Origin of the sequence: Hydrogenophaga intermedia (genome assembly GCF_023715105.1) — a bacterium.
Classification (GTDB): domain Bacteria; phylum Pseudomonadota; class Gammaproteobacteria; order Burkholderiales; family Burkholderiaceae_C; genus Hydrogenophaga; species Hydrogenophaga intermedia_A.
On sequence record NZ_JAMBNO010000009.1, the window covers coordinates 1 to 14,429 of the forward strand.

A 14,429-nucleotide genomic window follows, 5' to 3' on the forward strand; every position below is an offset into this window, starting at 1 on the left:
GGGGTCTGCCCCCTCTCCTCCCGGAGAAGATTTCTCCTCGACCATGAAAAACGCCCCAAGTGTGACCTTGGGGCGCATTGTGGGGTCCGAAGACCCCTTGAATCAACTCCTTAACCGAACGGCTAGGATCTCTCGCGGGGCTTTTGTTTGCAGGGGACCTGCGGTCGGGCTTACATGCCCATGCCGCCCATGTCGCCCATGCCGCCCATGCCACCACCAGGCATCGCGGGCGCTTCGTCCTTCGGTGCCTCGGCGACCATGCACTCGGTCGTGAGCATCAGCGAAGCCACGGACGCGGCGTTCTGCAGCGCGGTGCGGGTCACCTTGGTCGGGTCCAGGATGCCCATCTCGATCATGTCGCCGTAGGTGTCGTTGGCGGCGTTGAAGCCGTAGTTGCCCTTGCCACCCAGCACGGCGTTGATCACCACGCTCGGCTCGCCACCGGCGTTGGCCACGATCTCGCGCAGCGGGGCTTCGATGGCCTTGAGGATCAGTTTGATGCCGGCTTCCTGGTCGGGGTTGTCACCCTTGATGGTGCCAGCGGCCTGACGGGCGCGCAGCAGGGCCACGCCACCACCGGCCACAATGCCTTCTTCCACCGCAGCGCGGGTGGCGTGCAGGGCGTCTTCCACGCGGGCCTTCTTCTCCTTCATCTCGACCTCGGTGGCGGCACCGACCTTGATGACGGCCACGCCGCCAGCCAGCTTGGCCACGCGCTCCTGCAGCTTCTCGCGGTCGTAGTCGCTGGTGGCTTCCTCGATCTGGATGCGGATCTGCTTGACGCGGGCTTCGATGTCCGCGGCAGCGCCAGCGCCGTCGATGATGGTGGTGTTTTCCTTGCCCACTTCGATGCGCTTGGCCTGGCCCAGGTCGGCCAGGGTCACCTTCTCGAGCGTCAGGCCCACTTCTTCAGCGATGACCTTGCCGCCGGTGAGGATCGCGATGTCCTCCAGCATGGCCTTGCGGCGGTCGCCGAAGCCCGGGGCCTTGACGGCGACGACCTTCAGGATGCCGCGGATGGTGTTGACCACCAGGGTCGCCAGGGCTTCGCCTTCGACTTCCTCGGCAATGATCAGCAGCGGACGACCGGCCTTGGCGACCTGCTCCAGCACGGGCAGCAGGTCACGGATGTTGCTGATCTTCTTGTCGAACAGCAGCACGAAGGGGTTGTCCAGAAGGGCAGCCTGCTTCTCGGGGTTGTTGATGAAGTAGGGCGAGAGGTAGCCACGGTCGAACTGCATGCCCTCGACGACGTCGAGTTCGTTGTCGAGCGACTTGCCGTCTTCGACGGTGATCACGCCTTCCTTGCCGACCTTGTCCATCGCGTCGGCAATGATCTTGCCGATCGATTCGTCGGAGTTGGCGGAGATGGCGCCGACCTGGGCAATCTCTTTGCTGGTGGTGGTGGCCTTGGAGGCCTTCTTGAGCTGCTCGGTCAGGGCGATCACCGCCTTGTCGATGCCGCGCTTGAGGTCCATCGGGTTCATGCCGGCGGCCACGTACTTCATGCCTTCGCGCACGATGGCCTGGGCCAGCACGGTGGCGGTGGTGGTGCCGTCACCGGCGTTGTCGCTGGTCTTGGAAGCGACTTCCTTGACCATCTGCGCGCCCATGTTCTGGAGCTTGTCCTTGAGTTCGATCTCTTTCGCGACCGACACACCGTCCTTGGTGACGGTGGGGGCGCCGAACGAGCGCTCGAGCACCACGTTGCGGCCCTTGGGGCCCAGGGTCACTTTCACTGCGTTGGCCAGGATGTTCACACCCTCGACCATGCGGGCACGGGCGTCACCGCCGAAAACCACGTCTTTAGCTGCCATGTTGAGGCTCCTTCAATTCAAACCGGGGGGAAGTGCTTTATTTCTCGACAACCGCGAACAGGTCGTCTTCCTTCATGACGAGCAGCTCGTCGCCGTCGACCTTGACGGTCTGGCCGCTGTACTTGCCGAACAGGACGCGATCGCCCACCTTGACGGTCAGGGCCTTGGTCTCGCCCTTGTCGTTGGTGCGGCCCGGGCCGACGGCAACGACCTCGCCCTGATCGGGCTTCTCGGCGGCGTTGTCGGGGATGACGATGCCCGAGGCGGTCTTGGTTTCGCTCTCGACGCGCTTGACAATCACGCGGTCGGCGAGGGGACGAAGTTTCATTGCATCTCCTGATAGGGATAGGACGGAAAAGGGTTTCGCACGGCGGTCCCGCCGTGGCCTTGGACCCGTTGTTAGCACTCAGATCCAGCGAGTGCTAATCATAAGGGCGCCAGGGGGTGTTTTCAAGAATGCGACTGGCCGGCGGTCAGAAATGGGCCAGGTAGCCGCCGTCGACCACGATCACCTGGCCGGTGACGTAGCTGGCGGCGGGGGAGGCCAGGAACACCGCCGCCCCGGCGATCTCCTGGGGTCGGCCCCAGCGCCCGAGGGAGGTGCGCCGGGCCAGCCAGTCGGCCACACCGTGGTCGTCCACCATGGCGGCGTTGGCCTCGGTGGCGAAGTAGCCCGGCGCGATGGCGTTGGCGGTGATGCCGTGCGGGCCGAGTTCGGCCGCCAATGCGCGGGTCATGGCTTCCAGCGCGCCTTTGGAGGTGGTGTAGGCGGCGTCGCCCGCGCGGGCAATCGGCCCGGCGATGGAGGTGAGGTTGATCAGCCGCCCGCGGCCCTGGCGGCGCATGGGCACGCTGGCCTCGCGGCACAGGTGCCAGGCGGCCACCAGGTTGGTCTCCAGCAGTTCGCGCAGCGCCTGTGGCGGCAGCGCGTCCAGCGGTTCGCGGCGACGCTGGCCGACGGCGTTGACCAGAATATCGATGCGCCCCGTCCTGTCCAGCACCGTGGCCAACGCCGCGCTGGCCGCGGCTTCGTCGGCCACGTCGAACGGCAGCGGGTGGGCGCGCTCGCCCATCCCGGCGGCCGCGGCCTGCAGCGTGCCGGGATCGCGCCCGCCCAGCCAGACCTCGGCGCCATGGACCACCAGGGCCTGCGCGATGGCCAGGCCCAGGCCGCGGCCGGCACCGGTGACCAGGGCCACCTGACCGCGCAGGTCGAACAACGGGCTGGGGACGGACATGGGCCGGGATTATCCCGGGCCGGCCCGACGACTCAGGCGCTGAGCGCAGCCATCGCCGAGGGCGTGAAGTCCAGCGTCGGGTCGACGCCCTCGAAGGGCAGGGTGAAGTAGAAGGTGCAACCGCGACCGGGCGCGCTTTCGCACCAGATGCGTCCGCCGTGGCGTTCGACGATGCGCTGCGACAGCGCCAGGCCGGTGCCGTTGCCTTCGAAGTCCATCGAATGGTGCTGGCGCTGGAACATGACGAACAGGTTGTGGGCCTTCTCCATGTCGAAGCCGGCGCCGTTGTCGCTGACGAAGAACATGTGCCCGCCCACCGGGTTGACCTTGCATCCCAGCTCGATGCGCGCCTTCGGGTGCTTGCGGGTGTACTTCACCGCGTTGTCCAGCAGGTTGCCCCAGGCCTGTGCCAGCAGCATGGCGTCGCCGCGCACCATGGGCAGGTCGGGGTCGACCACCCACTCGATGTTGCGCTGGGTGTTCTCCTGGCGCAGGTGCGCGATCACGCCGTGCAGCAGCGGGCCCAGCGGCACTGGCTGCGACTCGATGGCGACGCGGCCCAGGCGGGCGTACTCCAGCAGACCTTCGATCATCTGGCCCATGCGCTTGCTCGACTTGGTGATCGACTGCAGGCACTGCTGCACCATCGGGTCCTCGGCCTCGCCCAGCTGCTCGTGCAGCAGCGCGGTGAAGCTGGCAATGTGGCGCAGCGGTGCGCGCAGGTCGTGCGAGACCATGTGCGAGAAGACGTCGAGATCCTTGTTGGCGGCCACCAGCTGGCGCGTGCGCTCGGCAACGCGCTTCTCCAGCTCGCGGTTGAGGTCGTTCATCACGTCCTCGAGGTTCTTGGCGGCGGTCATGTCGCGCGTGATGCACGAGAGGCCGCGCAGCTCGCCTTGCTGGCTGCGCAGCGCGGTCACCACGCTGTGGGCCCAGAAGCGCGTGCCATCCTCGCGCAGCCGCCAGCCGCGGGTTTCCCACTGGCCGTGGGCCGTGGCCAGGCGCAGCGTCTGTGCTGCGTCGATCTCGTCCTCGCCGGCGTTCTCGGTGCACATGAGTGCACCAAAGGCCTGGCCCGTCATCTGCGCGGCGCTGTGGCCGTGCAGCCGCTGGGCACTCTCGGTCCACTCGGTCACGCGGCCCTGCTCGTCGATGAAGTAGATGCAATAGTCCTGCAGCGCACCGACCATGAGCCGGTAGCGCTGCTCGCTCTCGAACAGCTCGCTGGTGCGCTCGCGCACGCGGTCTTCGAGGTCGCGGTTGGCGTTGAGCACCAGTTCCTCGGTGTGGCGTCGTTCGCTGATGTCGTGCAGCTCGATGAAGATGCCCTTGATCTCCTGGCCCTGGTGGTCCGGCAGGTAGTGGATCTCGTAGTAGTGGCGCTGACCGGCGGCGTCCACGCGCTCCGCCTCGAAATGCTGTGCCTGCCCGCTCAGGGCCGCAGCCACGCGAGGCAGGATTTCGTGCAGCACGTCGGGCCGCACCACCTCGCTCAGGTGCGAGCCCACCATCTGTTGCGGCGATTTGCCGTAGCGCCCCGCGTGCGCGGCGTTCGCGAAGCGGCACACCAGGTCCTTGTCGTAGTAAGCCAGGCGCGCAGGAATTCGGTCGGTGATGCTGCGCAGCAGCATTTCCGCCGGCGTTGCCGCGTCGGGGCTCACCGGCGTGGTGTCCGGCGCCGGTAGCACGAGCGAGGTGCTGTGCAGGAAGTGCCCGTGGGCATCGAACACCGCGCGAGACTGCAGGCGCACGTGCAGCACCGATCCGTCTGCCTTGCGCAGGCTCAGGTCAAGCGCTTGTGGCTCGCGGGTCTGACGCAGCATGTCCAGGTGGGAGCGCAGCTGGTCCAGGCTGCCATGGTCGGCGGGCTCGATCACGTGCGCCAGCGCTTCGGCACCGGCCTGCTCGTGCCCGAGCCAGTGCAGCAGGGTGCTGTTGGCGCGCACGCAGTGCAGTTGCGCATCGAGCGCCAGCAGGCCGCAGGGGGCCTGGTCGAACGGATCGTGGCCGCCAGACGCCGTAGGGCAGGCGTCGGTGAAGGACAGGTCGAGTTCCATGAAGGCTCCGGCGTTGGGCACAGGCAAAGGGGTTCTTGCCCGTCCATATCGGCGTCGTCACGAAAAAATTCATCTCGGGTGCTGTCCCGGGCGCAATGAGCGGAAAACCGCACGAAAAAGCCCCGGGGGCTCGCGCCGCCGGGGCTGATGTTGATGCTTTCGACTTACTTCAGGCCCGCCGCTGCACGCAGCGCGGCTGCTTTGTCGGTCTTTTCCCAGGTGAACTCGGGTTCCTCGCGGCCGAAGTGGCCGTAGGCAGCGGTCTTGCTGTAGATCGGGCGCAGCAGGTCGAGCATCTGGATGATGCCCTTCGGACGAAGGTCGAAGTGCTCGTTGACCAACTTGGCAATCTGCTCGTCGGGGATCACGCCCGTGCCTTCGGTGTAGACGGTGATGTTCATCGGACGCGCCACGCCGATCGCGTAGGCGACCTGGATCTGGCACTGCTTGGCCAGGCCCGCTGCCACGATGTTCTTGGCCACATAGCGTGCGGCGTAGGCGGCCGAGCGGTCGACCTTGGACGGGTCCTTGCCGGAGAACGCGCCGCCGCCGTGCGGGCAGGCGCCGCCATAGGTGTCGACGATGATCTTGCGCCCGGTCAGGCCGCAGTCGCCCTGCGGGCCGCCGATGACGAAGCGCCCGGTCGGGTTGATCAGGTAGCGGGTGTCCTTGAGCCACTCCTTGGGCAGCACCGGCTTGATGATTTCTTCGATCACCGCGTCGATGAAGCTTTGCTTCATCTTCGTGGGCGTTTCGGACTGGTCGGGACTGTGCTGGGTCGAGAGCACCACGGTGTCGATGCTGTGCGGCTTGCCGTCCACGTAGCGCATCGTGACCTGGCTCTTGGCGTCCGGGCGCAGGAAGGGCAGGCGGCCGTCCTTGCGCAGCTGTGCCTGGCGCTCCACCAGACGGTGCGCGTAGTAGATCGGTGCGGGCATCAACTCGGGCGTCTCGTCGCAGGCGTAGCCGAACATCAGGCCCTGGTCACCAGCGCCGGTGTTGAGGTGGTCGTCGGACGCGTGGTCCACGCCCTGGGCGATGTCGTTGGACTGCTTGTCGTAGGCCACGAGCACGGCACAGCCCTTGTAGTCGATGCCGTATTCGGTGTTGTCGTAGCCGATGCGCTTGATGGTGTCGCGGGCGACCTCGATGTAGTCGACGTGCGCGTTGGTGGTGATCTCGCCGGCCAGCACCACGAGGCCGGTGTTGGTCAGCGTCTCGGCCGCCACGCGGCTGCGCGGGTCTTGCGCAAAGATCGCATCGAGGATGGCGTCGGAAATCTGGTCCGCCACCTTGTCGGGGTGGCCTTCGGACACGGATTCGGACGTGAAGAGGAAATCGCTCGCCATTTAAACTCCTGAGGGTTTGCTGATCGGCGTTGCCGGTCTGTCAGAAGTCGGCGAACGCTTTAGCGGAATTTGTGAATCGCCCCGCAATCAGTTCATCAACTCGGCGATGGCGCGATTTTAGTGCACCGCGCCGCATGCCAGACACCTGCCCCCCTTGGCCACGCTGATCCGTACCCTTTTCGCCCTCGGCAGCCGCCTGCCCCTGCTCGTGCTGCACGCGCTGGGCAGCGCACTGGGCTGGCTGAGTTTCCTGCTCTCCCCCACCTACCGCCAGCGCCTGCTGGCCAACGCGCAGCAGGCCGGCCAGCCGCGTGCCGTGGCACTGCGCTCGGTCGCCCAGGCCGGACGTCTGGTCACGGAGTTGCCACGCCTGTGGCTCGGCGCGCCGGTGTCGCTGCGCTGGCAGGGCGCCGAGCACATCGAGGCCGCACAAGCGGCCGGGCGGGGACTGCTGTTCCTCACGCCGCACCTCGGCTGCTTCGAGGTCACGGCGCAGGCCTACGCGGCGCGTTTCGGGGCCGCGCGGCCCATGACGGTGCTCTACCGCCCCTCTCGCCAGGCCTGGCTGCGCGACCTCGTCGACCACGCGCGCGAGCGCCCCGGCTTGCGCACCGCGCCCACCACCCTGTCGGGCGTGCGACAGCTGATCGCGGCGCTCAAGGCTGGCGAGGCCGTCGGTCTGCTGCCCGACCAGGTGCCGCCGCAGGGTCTGGGCGTGTGGGCGCCGTTCTTCGGCCGCGACGCCTACACCATGACGCTGTCGGCGCGGCTGGCGCGCTCGGCCGACGCCACCGTGCTGCTGAGCTGGGGCGAGCGGCTGTCCTGGGGGCGGGGTTACGTGATCCACGTGCGCCCGCTCGGTGCGGCGCTGCCCGGCGAGCCGGAGGCCGCGGCGCGGGTGGTGAACGCGGCCATGGAGTCGCTGGTGCGAGAATCGCCCGCCCAGTACCTGTGGTCGTACGACCGCTACAAGGCCCCGCGCCGATGACCGAACCCGCGCCCGCCGCCACCCCCCCCGTCCCCGAATCGCGCCTGAGCAACCGGCTGGGCGTGGGCTTCATGCGATTGCTGGCCCACCTGCCCCTGCCCTGGGTGCGTGCGCTGGGTTGGGCGCTCGGCCGGGTGCTGCACGCGGTGGCCGCGCGGCGCCGGCGCATCGCCCAGACCAACTGGGCGGCGTGCTTCCCCGACCATTCCGAAGCCGAGCGTGACGCTGCGGTGCGCCGGCATTTCGTGTGCTTCGCCCAGGCGTGGCTCGATCGCAGCTGGCTGTGGGAAGCGCCGGCGCACGTGGTCAGGCGCCGCCTGTTGCTCAAGGGCGATCTCGCCGCGCTGGAGGGCAGCGAGCCGACCGTGATCTTCGCGCCGCATTTCGTGGGCATGGACGCCGGCTGGACGGCCATCACTGCGCACCTGCCGCGGCGCTTCTGCGGTGTCTACGCCGAGCAACTCAACGCCGACGTGGACCGCTGGATGTTCCAGGGGCGCCAGCGTTTCAACAACCCGCTGGCGGTTGGCAAGCGCCAGGGCCTGCGCGCCATCGTGTCTGCCTTGCGCGACGGCCTGCCGCTGTACCTGCTGCCCGACATGGACCACGGCGAACGTGACGCGGTGTTCGTGCCGTTCTTCGGTGTCACCGCAGCCACCGTCACCTCGCTGCCGCGGCTGGCGCGGCTGGGCAAGGCACGGGTGGTGCCGGTGCTCACGCGCCTGGTGCCCGACGGCTATGAGGTCACGGTGCACTCGCCATGGGAGGGCTACCCGGGCGGCACGGTGGAGGAAGACACCGCCGCCATGAACCGCGCGCTCGAGGGCTACATCCGCACCATGCCCGAGCAGTATTACTGGGTGCACAAGCGCTTCAAGACGCGCCCGAGCGGCGCGCCGCCGTTCTACATCGGCGTCTGAACAAACCCCTCGATCAGCGCCGCCACCCGTTGCGGCTGCTCGTGCACCAGCCAATGGGTGCAGCCGGGCAGGCGCTCGATGCGCAGGTCGGGTACCACGTCCGTCAGCCCGTCCAGCAAGGTGGGCGGTAGCGCGGTGTCGCCCATGCCCCAGATCACCAGCGTGGGCACCCGCACCGTCACCGCTTCCGGGGGCAGGGTCACAGCGGTGGCGCCCGGGTCGGCCGGCGTGGGCGGGCGCAGCGGCGAGGCTGCGTAGTAGTTGCAGCCGCCCTGCAGGCCCTGGCGCCAGACCGCGCGGTAGCGCTCGCGCATGGTGTCATCGAGCCAAGCGGGCTCGGCGGGTGCAGTGCCCTGGGCCGCGAAGGCGGTGAAGAACGGCCACAGCCGGGCGAAGTCGTTCTCGGCCAGGAGCGCCGGCGCGTCGGGGCGCGCCAGGAAGTTCATGTAGGCGCTGGCGGCCTGTTGTGCGGGCGACTGCGCGAGTTCGCGCTGGAATGGCAGCGGGTGCGGGGCGTTGAGAATGACCAGGCGGGCCAGGCGCTGTGGATGCCGTGCCGAGAAGCCCCAGGCCAGTGCGCCGCCCCAGTCGTGGGCGACCAGTGCGGCCAGCCGGCCCGGCGTGGGGCTGTCGGCGCTGACGGCCTCGATCAGGGCGTCGATGTCCTGCATCAGGGGTTTGGCCCGGTACGCTGCCACTTCGGGGGGTGCGCTGGAGCGCTCGAAGCCACGCAGGTTGGGGGCCACGCACCTGAAGCCCCCGTGCGTGGGGTGGGCGAAGTGTTCGAGCAGTTCGTCCCACACGAAGGCGGCCTCCGGGAAGCCGTGCAGAAACAACAGCACCGGTCGGCCGCGTTCGCCCGCGGCACGGCAACTCAGGGTGATGCCGTGCGGCAGCACGGCGTCGAAGGCTTCGATCACGGCGGGCTCCATCGGGCCCGGCGCGGTCTCAGTCGGCGGCGGGCGGTTCGTCGTCGGTGGGGGTGGCCGGCGCCTGCGGCGCACCGTCCTCGCGGGCCCAGCGCATCAGCAGCGTCGCCACCTCGTCCAGGCCCTGCTTCTTCAGGGCCGAGAACAGTCTGACCTCGCCACCGGCGGTCTGCAGTCGCGCGATCGACAGTGCCTTGTTGGCTTCGGTGCGGGTGAGCTTGTCGGCCTTGGTGAGGAGCACCAGGAATTTCAGGCCATCTTCCACCCGCGGGCGGATGGCTTCGAGCAGGGCCTCGTCGAGTTCGGTCAGGCCCAGGCGCGGGTCGACCAGCATCACCACGGCACGCAGGTTGGGTCGGGTGAGCAGGTAGTTCGCCATCACGCGTTGCCAGCGCAGCTTGGCCTCGCGTGGCACGGCGGCATAGCCGTAGCCGGGCAGGTCGGCCAGCACTGCGTCGGTGATGCCCTGCTTTCCCAGTGTGAACAGGTTGATGCTTTGGGTGCGTCCCGGCGTCTTGGAGGCGAAGGCCAGGCGCTTTTGCTGCGCCAGGGTGTTGATGGCCGTGGACTTGCCCGCGTTGGAGCGGCCCACAAAGGCGATTTCCGGCACGTCGAGCGTGGGCAGCGTCTCCAGCGTGGGGGCGGTGGTCAAAAAGCGTGCCGTGTGCAGCCAGGCGTGGGCCAGGCGGGCATCGGCGGCGGCAGAGGCCGCAGTGGAGTGGTGGGTCATCTGAGGGGGTCTTGGTGGCGCATTGTAAAATCTGTGGGTTTTGACCGGCCGACCCTCGACAAGTCCCCACACCGAACGAACCCGTCCGACCGCGACGCACGCCCCGACATGAAATTGCCTGCCTCCTTCCTGATGGCCGCTGCCGCCGCAGCCCTCTCCCTGAACGTGCACGCGCAGCCCGCCAAGCCGGATCTGGCCAAGGGCGCTGCCGTCTATGGCAATGTCTGTGTGGCCTGCCACGCCGCCGACGGCAACTCGACCACGCCGGCCAACCCCAAGCTCGCGGGCCAGCACCCCGAGTACCTGATCAAGCAGCTTCAGGAATACAAGAGCGGCAAGCGCGCCAACGCCATCATGCAGGGCATGGCGGCCACGCTGTCGGACGATGACATGCGTAACGTGTCGTACTGGCTGGCCTCGCAGAAGCCGGCGCCGGGGTTTGCCTCCGATGCCGCGCTGGTGAAACTTGGTGAGCGCATCTACCGCGGCGGTCTGGCCGACCGAGGCATTGCCGCCTGTGCCGGCTGCCACAGCCCCAATGGCGCCGGCATCCCGTCGCAATACCCGCGCCTGGCCGGCCAGCATGCCGACTACACCAAGGCCCAGCTGGAGCAATTCCGCAGCGGTGCGCGCGCCAACAACGCGCAGATGACCGGCGTCGCCGCCAAGATGACGGATCGCGAGATCCAGGCGGTGTCGGACTACATCGCCGGCCTGCGCTGATTTTTCGCGCCGGGCATTGAACCGGCGCCGCGCATCCGCATCAGAACAAGGCGCTTGTCGAATCCCGCAAGCGCCTTTTTTCATCCCCCACCCCACATGACTGCTTCGACCCAGGGCCTGGAACTTCAGCGCGGCCCGCGCCCGCTGGCCGCGACGGTCGAGTTGCTGTCGTCGATGCGCTTTGCCATCGCGCTGCTGACGGTGATCTGCATCGCCTCTGTGATCGGCACGGTGGTCAAGCAGGCCGAGCCTTACAACAACTACGTGAACCAGTTCGGCCCGTTCTGGGCGGAGGTGTTTGCGTCGGCAAACCTGTTCACGGTCTACAGCGCCTGGTGGTTCCTGCTGATCCTGGCGTTCCTGGTGGTGAGCACCAGCCTGTGCATCGCGCGCAACACGCCCAAGATCCTGGCCGATTTCAAGGCGTTCAAGGAAAACATCCGCGAACAAAGCCTCAAGGCGTTTCCCCACCGGGCACAAGGCGAACTGGCCGAGACCCCGCAGGCAGCAGCCAACCGCATCGGTCAGGCATTGCTGGGCTCGGGCTGGAAGGTGCGCCTGCAGTCGCGCCCGCTGCCCGAGGGCGAGGGCTGGATGGTGGCGGCCAAGAAGGGCGCGGCCAACAAGTGGGGCTACCTGGCGGCGCACAGCGCCATCGTGCTGGTGTGCGTGGGCGGCCTGCTCGACGGCGACCTCATGGTGCGCGCGCAGACCTGGTTCAACGGCAAACAGATCTTCGAGGGTGGCGGCATGATCGCCGACGTGCCCCCTCAGCACCGACTCTCGGCCAGCAACCCCACCTTCCGTGGCAACCTGCTGGTCACCGAGGGCACGGCATCCAGCACGGCCATCATTTCCCAGCCCGGTGGCGTGCTGCTGCAGGAGTTGCCGTTCTCGGTGGAGCTCAAGAAGTTCATCGTCGAGTACTACGACACCGGCATGCCGCGCTTGTTCGCCAGCGAAATCGTGATCCACGACCACGACACGGGCGAAAAAAAGGAAGCGCGAGTCGAGGTGAACCACCCGGCGTTCCACCGCGGTGTGGCGATTTATCAATCGAGCTTCGATGACGGCGGCTCGCGCGTGAAGCTGCAGGCCGTGCCATTCACGCGTGGAGCCCGTCCGTTCGAGGTCGAGGGCACCATCGGCGGCTCCACCGAACTCAGCAACGGGGAGCAGAAGCTCACATTGGAGTACAGCGGCCTGCGCGTGATCAACGTGGAGAACTTCGCGGGGCAGGGCGCAGCCGGCACCGATGTGCGCAAGGTCGACCTGCGCGAGGCGGTGGAGAGCCGTCTGGGTGCTGCGCACAAGACCACGACGGAGAAGACGCTGCGCAACGTGGGCCCAAGCGTGACCTACAAGCTGCGCGACAGCGCCGGGCAGGCCGTGGAGTACCACAACTACATGCTGCCCGTGGAGCTCGATGGCCAGCGCGTGTACCTGCTTGGCCTGCGCGAGACACCGCAAGACGCGTTTCGCTACCTGCGCGTGCCGGTCGACGAGAACGACGCGATGGATGGTTTCGTGCGCTTGCGCGCTGCGCTCGACGATCCCGGCCTGCGCGCCGAGGCGGTGCGCCGCTACGCAGAGCAGTCGGTGGAGGGCGGCCGCGCCGATCTGGCCGAAGCGCTGGAAGCGTCGGCAACGCGTGCCCTGGCGCTCTTTGCCGGCGCCGAACCCGTGGCGATCCCGGCGGCTGCCGCCAATGGCTCCGCGGCGCGCGACGTCGTCGGTGGCCTGCAGGCCATCTCGTCCTTCCTGGAATCCAACGTGCCCGAGGCCGAGCGCGAACGCGCGAGCGACGTGCTGGTGCGCATCCTCAACGGCACGCTGTTCGAATTGATGCAGCTCAGCCGCGAACGCGCGGGCCTGGCGCCGTTGCCGCGCGACGAGGCCACGCAGCGCTTCATGACGCAGGCCGTCATCAGCCTGTCGGACAGCTTCTTCTACCCGGCACCCATGGCCCTGCAGCTGAAGGATTTCACTCATGTGCAGGCCAGCGTGTTCCAGGTGGCGCGCGCTCCGGGCAAGACCATCGTCTATCTCGGGTGCCTGTTGCTGATTCTGGGCGTCTTTGCCATGCTCTACGTTCGCGAACGCCGCGTGTGGGTGTGGCTGGCACCGCAAGGGCAGGGCGCCCAGGCCAGCCTGGCCCTGTCGTCGAACCGCAAGACGCTCGACACCGACCATGAATTCGAGTTGCTCAAGACCCAATTGCTGCAGGTGAAGCCATGAACACCGCCACCCAGACCATCGATCTCAAGAAGTCCAGCCACGGCGGCGGGTTGCAGCCAGGCTACTTTGCGCGCCGCGACCTTTGGGACTGGCTGTTTGCCGCCCTGGTGCTGGCGGCCGGTGCGGTCGCCTTCTGGCAATACGGCAGCGCCATGGACGTCTACGAAAAGTCCATCCTCGCCGGCACCGTGCCGACGATGGTATGGCTGGGCTGGTTCTGGCGCCCGCTGCGCGTGCTCACCGTGGTGGTGGGGGCGCTGGCGCTACTGGCCATCTGGCTTTATCAGGCCCCGGGCGGCGGTGCCGACTTGGCGCGTGCGGAGCAGGTGTTCCTGCTCAAGTATTTCATCTCCAGCCAGTCGGCCATTCTGTGGATGTGTGTGCTGTTCTTCATGAGCACCGCCTTCTATTGGGTCGGCATGTTCACGCGCGCGGGCGCCACCTTCGAGACGCTGGGCTCGCGCCTGGCCTGGGTGGCCATCGCCCTCGCGCTCATCGGTTCGCTGGTGCGCTGGTATGAAAGCCACCAGATCGGCCCCGGCATCGGTCACATTCCGGTCAGCAACCTCTACGAGGTGTTCGTGCTGTTCTGCTGGATGACGGCCGCGTATTACCTCTACTACGAAGACCGCTATGCGACGCGCGGCATGGGCGCCTTCGCCATGCTGATCGTCAGCGCGGCGGTGGGCTTCCTGCTCTGGTACACGGTGGTGCGCGAGGCGCATGAGATCCAACCGCTGGTGCCCGCGCTGCAGAGCTGGTGGATGAAGCTGCACGTGCCGGCCAACTTCATCGGGTACGGCACCTTCGCGATCGCGGCCATGCTGGCGTTCGCCTACCTCATCAAGCAGAGCGCGGGCGAGACCCGCTGGTACAAGCTCGCCCCGCTGTGGTTGCTGGGCGTGGTGCTGTGCTTCGAGCCGATCGTGTTCCGCCAAGGCGCACAGGACCAGGGGGGCAGCTACTGGTTCGTCTACTTCGGCATCTCCGCCTTGATCGTCGCCGCGATCTTGCTGGGCCGCCGTCGCATCGCCGAGCGGCTGCCTTCGTTCGAGGTGCTCGACGACGTGATGTACAAGGCCATCGCTGTCGGCTTTGCGTTTTTCACCATCGCCACCGTGCTCGGGGCCCTCTGGGCCGCCGAAGCCTGGGGCGGCTACTGGAGCTGGGACCCGAAGGAAACCTGGGCCCTGATCGTGTGGCTGAACTATGCAGCGTGGCTGCACATGCGGCTCATGAAGGGCTTGCGCGGCACCGTGGCGGCCTGGTGGGCGCTGGTGGGTCTGGCCATCACCACCTTCGCCTTCCTGGGCGTCAACATGTTCCTGTCGGGTTTGCACAGTTACGGCGAACTCTGATCGCGGAACCGGTAAGACTTCCGGGTATCACACGACCGATACCCCAGCGGGCGCGATTTCCGTCGCGCCCGTGCCTTTTTCA

Annotated in this window: 12 protein-coding genes; 5 read left to right on the plus strand and 7 right to left on the minus strand. The window is 67.5% G+C overall.

Going from position 1 to position 14,429, the window contains the following annotated elements; genetic code table 11:
* Positions 1-170 precede the first annotated feature (170 nt).
* The 5 genes from groL to metK form a co-directional block, all read right to left on the minus strand.
* Positions 171-1,817: a chaperonin GroEL gene (gene groL, locus M3149_RS09680; RefSeq protein WP_251709100.1), complete on the minus strand. Its 1,647-nt coding sequence runs from the start codon at positions 1,815-1,817 to the stop codon at positions 171-173.
* 37 nt (positions 1,818-1,854) lie between these two features.
* Entirely contained in the window at positions 1,855-2,145 is a 291-nt protein-coding gene (gene groES / locus M3149_RS09685; protein ID WP_251709101.1) for a co-chaperone GroES, read from the minus strand.
* 145 nt (positions 2,146-2,290) lie between these two features.
* Entirely contained in the window at positions 2,291-3,055 is a 765-nt protein-coding gene (locus M3149_RS09690; RefSeq protein ID WP_251709102.1) for an SDR family oxidoreductase, read from the minus strand.
* Positions 3,056-3,087: 32 nt separating this feature from the next.
* A complete protein-coding gene (locus tag M3149_RS09695) occupies positions 3,088-5,112 on the minus strand; it encodes a PAS domain-containing sensor histidine kinase (protein WP_251709103.1) in 2,025 nt (674 codons plus the stop codon).
* Positions 5,113-5,276: 164 nt separating this feature from the next.
* Entirely contained in the window at positions 5,277-6,461 is a 1,185-nt protein-coding gene (gene metK, locus M3149_RS09700) for a methionine adenosyltransferase (RefSeq protein ID WP_251709104.1), read from the minus strand.
* A gap of 154 nt (positions 6,462-6,615) precedes the next feature.
* Here metK and M3149_RS09705 point away from each other — a divergent pair, with 154 nt between their 5' ends.
* The gene (locus M3149_RS09705) at positions 6,616-7,449 is read left to right on the plus strand and encodes a lysophospholipid acyltransferase family protein (protein WP_251709105.1); all 834 of its coding nucleotides are present in this window, start codon (positions 6,616-6,618) and stop codon (positions 7,447-7,449) included.
* Positions 7,446-8,369, plus strand: coding sequence for a lipid A biosynthesis acyltransferase (locus M3149_RS09710; protein WP_251709106.1), 924 nt, complete (start codon positions 7,446-7,448; stop codon positions 8,367-8,369). Before M3149_RS09705 ends, M3149_RS09710 begins: the two co-directional genes overlap by 4 nt.
* On the opposite strand, the gene M3149_RS09715 is transcribed toward M3149_RS09710, so the two are convergent.
* Both M3149_RS09715 and yihA read right to left on the minus strand, forming a co-directional pair.
* Positions 8,354-9,289, minus strand: coding sequence for an alpha/beta fold hydrolase (locus M3149_RS09715; protein WP_251709107.1), 936 nt, complete (start codon positions 9,287-9,289; stop codon positions 8,354-8,356). The two genes, M3149_RS09710 and M3149_RS09715, sit on opposite strands and share 16 nt — an antisense overlap.
* Before the next feature lie 28 nt (positions 9,290-9,317).
* Positions 9,318-10,028: a ribosome biogenesis GTP-binding protein YihA/YsxC gene (yihA, locus tag M3149_RS09720; protein WP_251709108.1), complete on the minus strand. Its 711-nt coding sequence runs from the start codon at positions 10,026-10,028 to the stop codon at positions 9,318-9,320.
* A 108-nt stretch (positions 10,029-10,136) separates the two neighbouring features.
* On the opposite strand from yihA, the gene M3149_RS09725 reads away from it, so the two are divergent.
* From M3149_RS09725 to ccsB, 3 genes are all read left to right on the plus strand, one after another.
* A complete protein-coding gene (locus tag M3149_RS09725; RefSeq protein WP_251709109.1) occupies positions 10,137-10,751 on the plus strand; it encodes a c-type cytochrome in 615 nt (204 codons plus the stop codon).
* Between the two features lie 96 nt (positions 10,752-10,847).
* A complete protein-coding gene (locus M3149_RS09730) occupies positions 10,848-12,989 on the plus strand; it encodes a cytochrome c biogenesis protein ResB (protein ID WP_251709110.1) in 2,142 nt (713 codons plus the stop codon).
* Complete coding sequence (ccsB, locus tag M3149_RS09735; protein WP_251709111.1) at positions 12,986-14,347, plus strand: c-type cytochrome biogenesis protein CcsB; 1,362 nt, start codon at positions 12,986-12,988, stop codon at positions 14,345-14,347. The genes M3149_RS09730 and ccsB overlap by 4 nt, the downstream gene beginning before the upstream one ends.
* The last annotated feature ends 82 nt before the right edge of the window (positions 14,348-14,429 follow it).